11 protein-coding genes and 2 tRNA genes are annotated in these 13,283 nt (G+C 68.7%); 6 read left to right on the top strand and 7 right to left on the bottom strand.

Annotation, left to right across the window (positions count from 1 at the left end):
• Positions 1–51 precede the first annotated feature (51 nt).
• Positions 52–612: an RNA polymerase sigma factor gene (locus OC372_RS02630; protein WP_029263552.1), complete on the top strand. Its 561-nt coding sequence runs from the start codon at positions 52–54 to the stop codon at positions 610–612.
• Positions 609–1,727 carry a DUF4349 domain-containing protein gene (locus tag OC372_RS02625; RefSeq protein ID WP_262000850.1) on the top strand — a complete coding sequence of 373 codons (1,119 nt, stop codon included), beginning with the start codon at positions 609–611 and terminating at the stop codon, positions 1,725–1,727. Before OC372_RS02630 ends, OC372_RS02625 begins: the two co-directional genes overlap by 4 nt.
• Positions 1,728–1,858: 131 nt before the next feature.
• Here OC372_RS02625 and OC372_RS02620 read toward each other — a convergent pair.
• Positions 1,859–1,931: transfer RNA gene (locus OC372_RS02620), tRNA-Glu, on the bottom strand.
• A gap of 149 nt (positions 1,932–2,080) precedes the next feature.
• On the opposite strand from OC372_RS02620, the gene OC372_RS02615 reads away from it, so the two are divergent.
• Complete coding sequence (locus tag OC372_RS02615; RefSeq protein ID WP_262000849.1) at positions 2,081–2,719, top strand: MBL fold metallo-hydrolase; 639 nt, start codon at positions 2,081–2,083, stop codon at positions 2,717–2,719.
• Complete coding sequence (locus tag OC372_RS02610) at positions 2,716–3,246, top strand: GNAT family N-acetyltransferase (protein WP_258133986.1); 531 nt, start codon at positions 2,716–2,718, stop codon at positions 3,244–3,246. The genes OC372_RS02615 and OC372_RS02610 overlap by 4 nt, the downstream gene beginning before the upstream one ends.
• Here the strand turns inward: OC372_RS02610 and pepN are convergent.
• Together pepN and OC372_RS02600 are read right to left on the bottom strand one after the other, a co-directional pair.
• Positions 3,243–5,741 (bottom strand): aminopeptidase N, encoded by a 2,499-nt coding sequence (gene pepN, locus OC372_RS02605; RefSeq protein ID WP_262000848.1) that lies wholly within the window; start codon positions 5,739–5,741, stop codon positions 3,243–3,245. The genes OC372_RS02610 and pepN overlap by 4 nt on opposite strands.
• A gap of 50 nt (positions 5,742–5,791) precedes the next feature.
• A complete protein-coding gene (locus tag OC372_RS02600) occupies positions 5,792–8,251 on the bottom strand; it encodes a hypothetical protein (RefSeq protein ID WP_262000847.1) in 2,460 nt (819 codons plus the stop codon).
• 141 nt (positions 8,252–8,392) lie between these two features.
• Between OC372_RS02600 and OC372_RS02595 the strand changes: the two genes are divergently transcribed.
• Positions 8,393–8,890 carry a hypothetical protein gene (locus OC372_RS02595; protein ID WP_262000846.1) on the top strand — a complete coding sequence of 166 codons (498 nt, stop codon included), beginning with the start codon at positions 8,393–8,395 and terminating at the stop codon, positions 8,888–8,890.
• Between the two features lie 23 nt (positions 8,891–8,913).
• Positions 8,914–9,900, top strand: coding sequence for a hypothetical protein (locus OC372_RS02590; protein WP_262000845.1), 987 nt, complete (start codon positions 8,914–8,916; stop codon positions 9,898–9,900).
• Here OC372_RS02590 and OC372_RS02585 read toward each other — a convergent pair.
• The 4 genes from OC372_RS02585 to gltX form a co-directional block, all read right to left on the bottom strand.
• Positions 9,866–10,879: a DNA topoisomerase IB gene (locus tag OC372_RS02585; RefSeq protein WP_091035978.1), complete on the bottom strand. Its 1,014-nt coding sequence runs from the start codon at positions 10,877–10,879 to the stop codon at positions 9,866–9,868. The genes OC372_RS02590 and OC372_RS02585 overlap by 35 nt on opposite strands.
• Positions 10,880–10,966: 87 nt before the next feature.
• A complete protein-coding gene (locus tag OC372_RS02580; protein ID WP_262000844.1) occupies positions 10,967–11,461 on the bottom strand; it encodes a hypothetical protein in 495 nt (164 codons plus the stop codon).
• Positions 11,462–11,599: 138 nt separating this feature from the next.
• Positions 11,600–11,671: transfer RNA gene (locus OC372_RS02575), tRNA-Gln, on the bottom strand.
• A 98-nt stretch (positions 11,672–11,769) separates the two neighbouring features.
• A complete protein-coding gene (gltX, locus tag OC372_RS02570) occupies positions 11,770–13,275 on the bottom strand; it encodes a glutamate--tRNA ligase (RefSeq protein ID WP_262000843.1) in 1,506 nt (501 codons plus the stop codon).
• Positions 13,276–13,283: the final 8 nt, after the last annotated feature.

Below are 13,283 nucleotides of genomic sequence, written 5' to 3'. Positions count from 1 at the left end.
ATGAGGCAGCGATCGACACTTCCCTGGTGAGAGACACCGAACGGAATCAGGATGCCCGTGCAGACGAGTGATCAGAAATGGGCGGCGCAGGCCGCGGCCGGCGACGAGAGCGCCTTCCGCGAGCTGTACCGCACACACGTGCGGCCGGTCTACTGGATCGCCCAGGGCATCCTGGCGTCGCCCGCCGACGCGGAGGACGTCACCCAGGAGACGTTCGTCGTCGCCTGGCGCAAGCTCCCCGCCCTCGAGCTCCAGGGCGAGTCGATCCTGCCCTGGCTGGCCACGATCTGCCGCTTCCAGGCCGCGAACCGGCTGCGCCAGCGGCGCCGCGATCAAGCGCACACCGCCGAGGCCGTCGACGAGACCCTGCTGCCCGACACGATCAGCGTCGAGGAGCAGGTCATCACGGCCGAGCTCGCCGCCCGGATCGCCGTCGAGGTCGGGACCCTGAACGAGCTCGACCGTGAGATCTTCCGCCTGTGCGCGTCCGAGGGCTACGCCTACCAGGCCGCAGCCGAGGAATTGGGCATCACGCACGCGGTCGTCCGCAATCGTCTCTCCCGAGTGCGCACCCGGTTGCGCGGCGCCGTGAAAGAAGTGAGAGACGCATGAACGACCAGAACCCCCGTGGCGAACTGCCGGTGCTGTCGGACGACGCCATCGCCCGCATCGAGACCGCCGTGTTCACCGAGATCGCCGCGGAACGCTCCCCCGCGCATCCGAAGGCCGAGCGCGCCAGGAAGCGCCGCCGCCGCTGGCTCACGGGCGGCGGCATCGCCGCGGCCTTCGTCGTCGGCGTCCTCGTGACACCACCGATCCTCGGCGCGGTCGGTGGCGCCGCAACGTCGACGGCCGAAGGGCTGAGCATCCCGGGCGGCGTCTCGATGGATTCCTCGTCGTCATCACCGGATCAGATGTCCGACTCCGCGCCCGAATCGCTCCCCGGGAGCATCTCCGACTCCACCATCGCCGGTGCCGAGAGCAGCGAGGGCGATAGGGAGATCATCGCGACCGCGCAGGCGACCGTCCAGGTGAAGAGCATCGCGGACGCCGCTTCAGCCATCGCGACGATCGCCGAGGAGCACGACGGCTATGTCGAGAGCACCGAGATCGGGAAGGCCCTCGCCGTCGACGGCACGTCCGAACCGGCGCCCGCCGACTCGGCGTACGGCTGGATCAGCATCCGGGTGCCGTCTGCCGATCTACCGGATGTGATCACCGCGCTCGGGGAGACCGGTGACGTGCTCTCGTCGTCGACGTCGAAGCAGGACGTGACCTCGGTGTCGATCGATCTTCAGGCACGCGTCGACTCCACGCGCGCCTCCGTCGAACGCCTCACCGAGCTGATGGCGCAGTCGGGCAGCGTCTCCGAGCTGATCGAGGCGGAGGTCGCGCTCACCGACCGGCAGGCGCAGCTCGAGTCATACGAGCAGCAGCTCGAGTCCCTGCAGGATCAGGTCGCGATGTCTTCGCTTCAGGTGCAACTCACGAGAGAGACGACGGCCACCACCGCCGATCCCGCCGGGTTCGCCGACGGCCTGCTCGCCGGATGGAACGGCCTCGTCGTCTCGCTGAACGCCCTCGTGATCGCTCTGGGCTTCGTCCTCCCCTGGCTCGCGGTCGTCGGTGTCGTCGTACTGATCGTGTGGCTGATCCGTCGAGCGCGCCGGAACCGTCGAACCGCACCCTCGACGAGCGCGGAGCAGGCAGGGGCCGACGAGGCCTGAGTTCCGTCCGGCGAATCCAGAAGAGGCCGCTCCCGGGAAACCGGAAGCGGCCTCTTCTGTCCGGAAAGCAAGAAAGTTCTGTCCGAAAAGCAAGAAAGCCTCCGGCGAACCGGAGGCTTTCTCATGTTGTGTGACCCCAGCGGGATTCGAACCCGCGTTACCGCCGTGAGAGGGCAGCGTACTAGGCCGCTATACGATGGGGCCGTCTGGCGGACGTTTCCGTCGCGCGACAACCGTTCAAGTATGCCATGGCATTTCTCGGTCCGCCAAATCGACGCCGCCCCGACCTGACTCCCGGGCGTGGCGCGCAGAATACGTTTGCCGTGCGCCGGATGAAGGAGTTGACTCGTCTCATGCGCGTCACCAAGTTCGAACATGCCGCCCTCCGCCTCGATGCCGGCGGGAAGACCCTGCTGATCGATCCGGGCTCCTTCACCGCACCGCTGGTGGATCTCGACGATCTGATCGGGATCGTGATCACCCACGAGCACCCCGACCACTGGACCTCCGATCACTTCGACCGCCTCTTGCGCGGGGCACCCGGCACGCCGATCTTCGCGCCGTCCGGGGTGGCTCGTGCGGCGGAGGGATACGACATCACGGTCGTCTCCCCCGGGGACACCATCGAGGTGGGCGACTTCTCCCTCCGATTCTTCGGCGGCACGCACGAGGTCATCCACTCGTCGCTGCCCGTCGTCGAGAACGTCGGCGTACTGGTGAACGATGAGCTCTACTACCCCGGCGATTCCTATGCGGTTCCGGAGGGGATCGACGTCGGCACGCTCGCTGCGCCGCTCGGAGCGCCCTGGCTGAAGATCGGCGAGGCGATGGACTACGTGCTCGCTGTCGCGCCGCGTCGCGCCTTCGGCACCCATGACATGACGCTCTCGGTCATCGGGAAGAACATGCACCGCCAGCGGCTGCAGTGGGCGACCGAGCAGGGCGGCGGGGAGTTCTTCGTTCTGGAGCCCGGCGAATCGCTCGATCTGTGAGCGGCGCGGTACGACGCCTCCTCCCTCCGACGACCGCGCGACTCGTCTTCCGGGAGATGACGGAGGACGACCTGGACCTGATGGCCGACCTGCTCGGCGACCCGGAGGTGATGGCGTTCTATCCGGCGCCCAAGAGCCGCGCCGAGAGCGCCGAGTGGATCGCGCGCATGCAGAAGAGCTATCGGGAGCACGGCCACGGGCTGTGGATCATCGAGACACGCGAAGGCGAGTTCGTCGGCGACTGCGGTCTGACCTGGCAGTCCGTGAACGGCGATCCGGTGCTGGAGGTCGGCTATCAGGTGCGCCGGTCGATGCAGCGCCGGGGGTACGCGACCGAGGCAGCGCGCGCGTGTGTCGAGCTGGTCGCTCGGGAGTTCGCACCGACGCTGCTCACCGCGATCATCCATCCCGCCAACGACGCCTCACGCGGCGTTGCGGAGAATCTCGGGATGACTCACATCGACGATGACCGTGCGCACCCGTGGATCGTGCGCACGGTCATGGGGATGCAGGTCGCTCCCGCTTAGCCGCGTGAAGTGGCGCCCTGCGCGGCGCGCACCCGGAGATCGCGCTCCAGATGATCGCGCTGATCGACGATGAGCCGCCGCAGCGCCGCGGGCGCCGCCGCGTTCTCGGCGATCCAGACATCGACGGCACTCAGCGAATCGGCCGCGGGGAAGAACCCGAGGACCAGCCGACGCGCGATCTCGATGCTGCGATCACCCCAGACTCCCGAGATACGGGCGAAGTACTCCGCGTCGAAGACCTCGGTCAGATCGCGGCGCCCACCGGCACGGAAACCGTCGATCTCGGCGTCGAGGTGATCGTTGCTCAGCGTGAGGTCGGTCCAGGCGGTCTCCCAGGCCTCGCGCCGCACGGCGGCGTCCGGGCGCGATGACCGTGCTCGTCGCGCTGCCGTGCGCCCGCTGCCCGTGTCGTCACGCTCCTGCTCGGCGCTGATGTCGGCGAGGTCGGCGTGCCCCGTCGTGACGAGCGCCGTCAGCAACTGCCAGCGCAGATCGGGGTCGACCACGAGCCCCGCGGGTACGTCGCCGTCGAGCAGAGCCCGCACCTGCTCGTGGTGCGCGTCGTCGTATGCGGATGCGGTCGCGAGCGCCCGCGCCCAGGACAGCTGCGCGTCGCTGCCGGCATCGGCGGCCTGCAGCGCACTCCACGCGGCACCCGTCCAACTGCGCTGGGCCGCAGCACGGTCGCCGTCCGCGACGAAGTGCCGGATGGCGTACGCGGCGTTCGCGAGGACACCCGTCAACAGGCCGATATTGGACTCGGCGGGGCCGTGCGTGCGCACGATCGCCACGTACCGCGCCGCATCGAGCTCACCGTCCCTCGTGGCGTTCCACAGCGACGACCACACCAGTGCCCGCGCCAGGGGCTCCTCGATCTCCGACAGCGACTCCTCGACCGTGCGCAGCGACCGCTCGTCGAGCCGCGCCTTGGCATACGTGAGGTCGTCGTCGTTGAGGAGCACGAGATCGGCTTCGGGCAGATCCAGCGGGGTCCGCTCGCCGATCAGGTCGAGTTCCTGCTGCTCGCGCCGGACGACGCGCCCATCCCGACGCTCGTACAGGCCGATGCGCAGTCGGTGCGGACGCGGATCGGTCTGCACGAGGACGCTGCGGCCCTCGTCATCCGTCTCGGTCCACAGCGTCGACACACCGGAGGTCTGCAGCCATGCCGCCGACCAGTCGCTCATGTCGCGGCCGGAGACGGCACTGAGCTGCACCAGGAAGTCGTCGAGCGTGGTGTTCCCGAACGCATTCGCAGCGAAGTAGCGCCGAGCACCCTCGAAGAACGCGTCGTCGCCGACGAAAGCGACCAGCTGCTTGAGGACCGCGGCGCCCTTGGCGTAGGTGATCCCGTCGAAGTTCAGCTTCGCGGCCTCGAGATCGGTGATGTCCGCCACGATCGGGTGCGTGGTGGGCAGCTGATCCTGCTGATACGCCCAGGCCTTGCGGCTCGCGGCGAACTTGACCCAGGCGTCGTGGAAACGGGTGGCGACGGCGGAGGCGTGCGCACCCATGTAGTCGGCGAACGACTCCTTGAGCCACAGGTCGTCCCACCACGTCATCGTGACGAGGTCGCCGAACCACATGTGGGCCATCTCGTGCAGGATCGTGTTCGCCCGTGCGGCGCGCTGCGCATCCGTCGCCGCGCCGCGGGAGAGATACGACTCCGTGAACGTCACGAGACCGGGGTTCTCCATCGCACCGAGGTTGTACTCGGGGACGAAGATCTGGTCGTACTTGCCCCACGGGTACGGGTAGGCGAAGGCGTCGGTGAAGAAGTCCAGTCCCTGCCGGGTGACCTCGAGGATCTCGTCGGCGTCCAGGTGGGGCGCCAACGACCGGCGGACGAAGACGCCGAGGCGGATCTGCTGCTCGTCGCGCCACCACTCGCCGTCGACACGCGTGTAGGGGCCGGCGGCGACCGCAGTGATGTAGCTCGAAATCGGCAGGGTCGGGGCGAACTCCACCCGCTGTACCCCGACGCCGAGGTCGGTGTGCACCGCGGCCTGGTTGGAGAGCACTTCCCACTCGGAGGGCGAGTCGACGATGAAGGTGTACTCGGCCTTCATGTCGGGTTGCTCGAAGCACGCCATGACACGACGCGAATCCGCGGGTTCGTACTGCGTGTACAGGTACGTCTCGTCGTCGGCCGGGTCGTGGAAGCGGTGCAGTCCCTCGCCGGAGCGGCTGTATGCCCCGACCGCCTCGACGCGGACCACGTTGGCGGCGGCAAGGCCGGCGAGCGTGATCCGTGCTCCGTCCCACACGACATCCTGGTCGACGCCGTTCACCTCGACACGGCGCACCTCTTCGCCGATGAAGTCGAGCCAGGTCGACTCCGCCGTGGCATCGAACTCGAGCGTCGTCACGGTCGAGAACCCGGTGCGCGCCCGCTCGGGCGCCCCCGTCAGATCCAGTTCGACACGGATGCGGTGCAGAGTGACCACTGCGGATCGCGCGGCGGTCTCCTCCCGGGTGAGGTTGGCGGTGTCCATCCCTCCATCCTGGCATCCGGACGGGACGCAGACGGCCCCACCTTCACGCCTCACCCGCTGCGCAGGCGATGACCGATCTCCGCGTAGAGCTGCGCCGAAGCTGCCGCGAGTGCCTCAGCCGACCCATCATCGCCTCGCAGAGCCGCGATCGACGAGAGGACGGCGTCGCTGCGTGCGACCTCGGCACGATCGCCGGTCGCCTCCGCGATGCTGCGCGCTTCCTCGGCATGCCGCTCCGCATCATCGACCAGCTGGTGGGCAGCGGTCGCATCGATCGTCGCCGCGCGCACCAGGATCTCCGCCAGCGAGTTCGCCGCCTCGGTCGCGATCAACGGTGAGCCGGCGCGTTCCGCCTCGCGCAGCGTTCGTTCGGCGGTGGTTCGCGCCCTCACGAGGTCGCCGGCGCGGCCATCGAGCCGTGCCTCCAGCAGGTCGAGGTCCGCCGATGTCGCGAACTCCCCCGCTGTCCGCAGGGTCTGTCTCGCGGTCGCGCACAGCTCGCGAGCGAGCACGTCGTCCCCCGTCGCTTCCGCCACCAGGGCCAGCGTCCTGCGCACGAACGGCAGCGAGTCGACGCTCGATTCGTCGAGCAGCCCCTGCAGCTCGGCGGCCGCGTCATCGAGCTGTCCGATCGCCAGGAGGAGCAGGGGCCGATTGCCGCGGACGACCGCGACGTTGAGATCGTCGCCCTCCTCCCCGGCCATCGTCAGGGCCACCGCATAACGGTCGCGCGCCTCCGGGTACCGGGCGAGGATGCGCAGCGTGTCGGCATGATTGCCGGTCGCACGCCCCTCCACGATCCGAGCCCCCGCGGCCCGTGCATGACCGATCGCGAGCTCGTAGGATCGCAGCGCCTCTTCGAGGTGGCTCATCCATCGTTGGACGTTGCCGATCTGATTCCAGGTGCGCGCGAGTGACGCCCCGGTCGCGATACATCGCACCCGATGCAGCGTGATCAGCGCCTCGTCCAGACGCCCCAGCTTCTCGGCGCAATGCGCGACGCCCAGGGCGATCTCCGGCACGAGGTCGAGTCCCACTCCGCGCGCGGCGAGGTCATGCAGGCGCAGCGACTCGTTCCACATCGACCACCGGGAGAGCCCGGGGTGCGCCTCGATGGCGAGCTGTTCGACCGCGGAATCGGCAGCGTGCTCCCGAGCCGCCGCGGCGACGGCGAGCACGGTCACCACTTCCCGCGCCGCATAGTCGGGGTCAGAGCGGATCCGCGCCACCACTGCGGCCGCTGCCCTCAGCACGAAGGCCCGGCGCTCCGACGACGGGCGAAGCGAGCGCGATCGCTCCGCGGCGAATGCGAAGACCGTGGCGTGGATCAGCAGGTGCCCGTCGCGGAGCTCGACGAGATGGCGACCATGAAGGCGATGCAGATCGGCTTCCGCCGACGGACCGCCGGCAGCGAGCAGCACCTCGGCGTCGATGTCCCTGTCCAACAGCGCAGCGTCCGCCAGCAGATCGGCCTCACTCTGCGACAACGAGCGGGTCGCGGCTTCGAGCACAGGACGGATCCGCGCATCACGCGGCTCGTGTTCGAACCGCGAGGCGAGATCCTGGAACGACCAGCCCTCGTGCTCACGGACGATGCCCGCGAGCATCACGAGGTCGAGCGGGAGGCCGCCACCGACGGCCACGATGCGCCGGAGCGCGTCTGCACCGACGTCGATCTCCGAGTGGGGCAGAGGCGCCGCCGTCCCCTCGACCGTGATGAGATGCGCGAGGAGCCGTTGCGCGTCGGTGTCCGTCATCGGCGGAACGATGACACGAGCGATGGTGAGCGTCTGCGGTCGCACACGCTGCTCCAGATCGGCGAGGTCGACCCGGGAGGTCACGACGTACCGCACCCCGGGGACGATCAGTGCGGCGAGGCGCCGGGCATCACCCGCGTCTTCCACGATCACGGTCGTACCGCGCGCGGTGACCTGCAATGTCTCGCGCAGGCGGGGCAGCTCGTAGGGCAGCGAACGGACTCCGAGCGCGCCCAGCATGCGCCGCAGGACGTCGATGGGGTCGGCGCGTGGGCGGTCCGACTCGGATTCGCGCAGCTGCACCGTGAGCACGGAGTCCCTGCCGACCAGTGCGGAGGCGAAGGTGCTCTTCCCGGCGCCCGGCAGCCCGGTGAGAACCAGGACATCCGCCGCAGGCACCGAGGCCAACAGTGCTTCTCGACCGATCTCCGCGCCGGGAGCGTTCCGCGGAGCATGCGTCACCTCGATGTGCACTCCGGATCGCTCGCCGTTGAGCACGCGCGCCGTCTCGCTCCAGCGTTCCGATTCGGTCTCCTCGCCGCCGAGCGCCCGGACGATGTCTCCGACGAGCCGATCATCCACCCGTCGTCGACCGGGACGGAAGCAGTCGTAGACCGTGACCTTCGCCGGTTCCGCTCCCCCGCGCAACCGTCCGATGCGCCGTGCGATCTCCGCGTACGAGGGGGATCCGGCATCCGCGCGCATCCGCCCCAGCCCGCTGCAGAGCTCGTCGAGGGTGCGCGGGGCGGGCATGAGTCGAGCCTATGGCAGGCTGCGGCGGCGCTCAGCCGGCGCGTCGTTCGGGCTCGTTCGGGGTCCGACGGCGCCCGGTGGCGGGCACCTAGGCTCGCTCGACGGAGGCCGCCCGACCTCCCGGACAAGGAGACACTCCCCATGACGACACGCGCAGAGATCGCCGCGAAGCTCGACGACTTTTCGTTCCAGAAGGTGAACTTCGGCGGGTTCCTGATGAACAAGCGTGCGAAGAACTCGCACGCGCTGTGGACCCGCACCTCCGACAAGGGGGTCACCGAACTGACCATCCTCACGACGCGGGACTTCGGCGAGGGCAACGTGTACGACGTCGCCGCGTTCACCCTGGACGGCACGGTGCCCGCCGACGTGGTCACCGAGCTCCGACAGCAGGCCGAGAGCCTGACCGACCGGATCAACCTCCGCGAGCACGGGTATGTGTACTCGTGCCTCGAGCCGTGGGACGGCGGGGGCACCATCTGGATCTCGAAGAAGCCGGAGTTCCGCGCGCTGAGCCGGATCGATCAGGGCATCTACATCATCCCGATCCAGCGTCTCAACGGTCTGAACGAACCGCGCTGGCTCGCCTGGGCACGCGAGAACGGCCAGCTGAACATCGCCATCGTGTACAAGCCCTGACGGTGTTCACGCACTCGGAACCGATGCCCGCCCCGCACGCGGGAACCCCCGTGCGGGGCGGTTTCCGACTGATCGCCGCGTCGGTGGCCTATCTGGTGATCGCCGCCGGCGTCGCGTTCTATCTGCTGCCCGTGGGCTTCGGGCTCGATGGTGCCTCCTTGCTCCTCGCACAGCTGGCGACGATCGTCGCGGGCGCTGTGCTCGTCGCCACCTCGACCTTCGCAGTCGTGCAGCATCGACGGCGACGCGCGAACCTCGAAGCCATCGCACAGGCGCTCGGGTGGATGTACCGCGCAGACATCGGCGACCGTATGTGGGGCGGATCCATCGACGAGCAGATAGACCGTGGGAGCCGCACCGCCCAGGACCACCTCGATGCACTCCACACCAGCCTCCCGTTCGACAGCGTCGAGCGCATCTTCGTCATCGGCGACCGCGAGGGAGCGACCACGCATACCGTGCGCGCCGTGCGTATCCCCCTCCCGTCGGAAGCGCCGAGGATCACGCTCCGCTCGCGTCGGGGCGGTGGAGCGCTCAGTGTGCTTCCGCGACGACCGACCGGCCGCTCGCAGCTGCGGTTGGAGGGGAACTTCAGCGATGTGTTCGAGGTGTCCGTCCCGCACGGTTACGAGACCGACGCGCTGTATGTGCTCACACCCGATCTGATGGCGATCCTTCTCGATGAGAGCGCCGACCTCGATCTGGAGATCGTCGACAGCACGCTGCACCTGTACCTTCCTGCGGTCGACCTCACCGACGAGAGCGAGCTCCACGGGTTCCTCACGGTGATCGCCGCGCTGCACGAGCGGTTCGGACGACGGACGCTGCTGTACCGCGATGAGGCTGCCGCTCCGCTCGACCCGCAGTCCTACCGCCGCGAAGGCGACACTCTCACCGAGCGCGCTCGAACCGTGGACACCCGTGCGCGGTGGTGGCCGGTGATCGCCGCAGTGGCCACACCACTCATCCCGATGCTCATCGCTGTCGTCTGGCTGCAGCTCGCCGGTTGACGTTCTTCGAGATCTCCGGCCCACCCAGGAGCCGTCGGATGGCCGTCTCGGGCGTCACCGAGAGGTCCAGCGTGCGTCCCCGTGCGTACTGGCGGAAGACCCGCGGATCGATGTAGCTGCCGCGTGCGACGGCCGTCGTGTTCCCGAGCGCGGTCGCGGCGGCCTGCACGGCGAGTCGCTCGGCCTGGTCCCGATCTTTGCGACGGTCGAGCTCGCCGATCCGCGCGAGTGCATCGGCCGCGATGACGGTCCCGTGCAGGGTACGGAAGTCCTTGGCCGTGAAAGACGCCCCCGTCACCTCGCGGAGGTACGTGTTGACCTCGGCGGGAGTGATGCGCACACGGCGACGACCGCGGCGATAGGCCAGAAGGAAGGCTCCTGACTTCCCTGCGGCGAAATCGGTCAGCGCGTCGGCGAGCGACTCGTCGGTGATCTCGATCGAGGCGGTGCGGCCGCTCTTCGCGGGGAAGGACAACGCCACATCGCTGCCGGACACGCGCACGTCGCGCCGGCGAAGGGTCGTGAGCCCACGGCTGCCGTGCCGCACGAGGTATCGCTCGGAGCCGATGCGGAGCGCCGCGTCGTCGAGCAGCCGGAACGCGATCGCCAGAGCGCGCTCCTTGGTCTGTCCCTCTTCCTTGAGCGCCCTGGTCACCTGAGCTCTGGCGCTGGGCAGAGCGGCCGCGAGGTCGAGCGCTCGCACGAACTTGCGGCGATCACGGCTCACGCGCCAGAGCGGGTGGTACAGGTACTGCTTGCGCCCCGCGCCGTCGATCCCCACGGCCTGGATGTGCGCGAGCGGATCCGCGGCGATCCACACGTCGTGCCACGCGGGCGGGATGACCAGATCGCTGATGCGCTCGCGATCCGCCTCCGGTGCGGTCTCGCCGGCAGGATCGACATACCGGAACCCCGACCCCGAGCGAACCCGCCGGAATCCCGGGTCCTCATCCGGTGCGACTCGAACCAGTCTGGCCATTCGTGATCCTCCCCTGAAGTCGTCTCCGTCGAGGATGCAGGTCTCCGAACGGCAGCGGTAGGGAGTGGCGTCGCGCGCCCCGCCGTGCTATTCGCCGTCGGCGGGAGGTCGCGCGAAGGTCCGGCGCATGTGATCGCTCGTGAGGAAGTCGGCGATGCCGATCATGATCAGGCTGAAGACGATCTGCTCGGACACCATCCAGAGCGGGTAGAGGCCCGGGATGGCGGCCATCACGAGCGTGATGACGGGAAAGATCTGCGCGAACAGTCTCAGGCGCTGATAGGCCCATCGCCAGCCGCGCTGCGCACGCCAGGCGAAGTAGAACAGCGTCGCGGTCATCGCGAGGACGACCAGCGTTCGCATCCAGACGGCGAACGAGACGGACTCCCCCTCGACCGCCAGCAGCAGCGCGACGACGACGGCACCCACTCCGATCACGAGTTCGACGACGAGGAGCCAGAGGATCCACGTGAACGCTCGCAGGGTCTTGGGGTGAGTGCGGTCGGCCTCGCTGATCGCGACGCCGGCCTGCCGCCCGCCCGCGATCCGGTCGAGACGGAGGAAGAGAGACTCCAGGGCCATGCTCGGAGCCTATTGCGTGCGCTCCCCACCGGCCTCGTCCGTTCGATGGATGTCGGCGTCGACAGGTGCCTGCCGCCAGCCGGAATCAGTACCCGCGGAAACGACGAAACCCCCGCCTGAGCGGGGGTTTTCGTCTTGCTGGGGTACCTGGACTCGAACCAAGAACAACGGAACCAGAAACCGCCGTGTTGCCAATTACACCATACCCCAAGGGCGAAACCGGAGCCTCGCACCGAGATTCAAGCTTACCCGAGCGACGGCGGAACACCAAAACCACCGGTGCGCACCGCCGCTCGGGCGCGTCGCGCTCAGCTCGCGAGGAACGCCGAGAGCGACCGCAGGCGACGCAGCGACTCATCCTTGCCGAGCAGCTCCATCGACTCGAACAGCGGCGGCGAGATCCGACGGCCGGTGATGGCGACCCGCGGCGGCCCGTAAGCGATCCGCGGCTTGAGCTCCAGCTTCTCGACGAGCGCCGTGGCCAGCGCTTCCTGGATCTTCTCGGGCACGAAATCCTCCACGGGCTCGAGAGCGCCGACGCACGCATCGAGGACCTCTGCAGCATTCGCCGGCAGACCCTTGAGCGCGTCTTCGGCGTAGGAGACCTCGTCCTCGAACAGGAACCCGACCATGCCGGGGACCTCGCCCAGCAGCTGTACGCGCTCCTGCACGAGCGGTGCGACCCGGAAGGCCATCACGAGCTGCTCGTGCGTGGGCTCGTCGAAGAGGCCGGCCGCCGCGAGATACGGGATCGTCCGCTCGGCGAACTCCTTCTCCCCCAGCATCCGGATGTGGTCGCCGTTGATCGATTCGGCCTTCTTCTGGTCGAAGCGTGCCGGGTTCGGATTGACGTTCTCGATGTCGAACGCCGCGGTGAACTCGTCGAGCGAAAACACGTCGCGGTCCGGACCGATCGACCACCCGAGCAGCGCCAGGTAGTTCAACAGCCCCTCGGGGATGAAGCCGCGGTCGCGGTGCAGGAACAGGTCGGCCTGCGGGTCGCGCTTGGAGAGCTTCTTGTTGCCGGTCTCGCCCAGCACGAGCGGCATGTGCGCGAAGCGCGGCACGAAGGTCGTGACACCGGCGTCGATCAGCGCCGCATACAGCGAGAGCTGGCGCGCGGTGGAGGGCATGAGGTCTTCGCCGCGCAGGACGTGGGTGATGCCCATGAGCGCGTCGTCGACAGGGTTCACGAACGTGTACAGCGGCACGCCGTTCGGCCGCACGACCACGAAGTCGGGGAACGAACCCGCGGGGAACGTGACCTCGCCGCGGATGAGGTCGACGTAGGTGACGTCCTCGTCCGGCACGCGCAGGCGCAGGGCGGGCTGGCGGCCCTCGGCGCGGAACGCCGCCTTCTGCTCGTCGGTGAGGTCGCGGTCGAAGTTGTCGTAGCCGAGCTGCTTGGCGCGGCCTGCGGCCTCGTTGCGCGCGTCGATCTCCTCCGCCGTCGAGTAGCTCTCGTACAGCGCCCCGGTGGCGATGAGCTTGTCGATCACCGCACGGTAGATGTCGTGGCGCTCGGACTGCCGATACGGAGCGTGGGGTCCGCCGACCTCGACACCCTCGTCCCAGTCGATCTTGAGCCAGGTGAGCGCATCGACGAGCTGACGGAAGCTCTCCTCGCTGTCGCGGGCGGCATCGGTGTCCTCGATGCGGAACACCATCTTCCCGCCGTTGTGGCGTGCGTACGCCCAGTTGTAGAGCGCCGTGCGGACCATGCCGACGTGCGGCAGCCCGGTCGGCGATGGGCAGAAGCGGACGCGGACGTCGGCACCACTGACAGTCGTGGTGAGGGGGTGAGGGGTAGCCATAGCCCTTC

Source organism: Microbacterium sp. Mcb102 (assembly GCF_024519805.1).
GTDB lineage: Bacteria > Actinomycetota > Actinomycetes > Actinomycetales > Microbacteriaceae > Microbacterium.
This window is presented reverse-complemented; position numbering and strand designations above follow the sequence as displayed.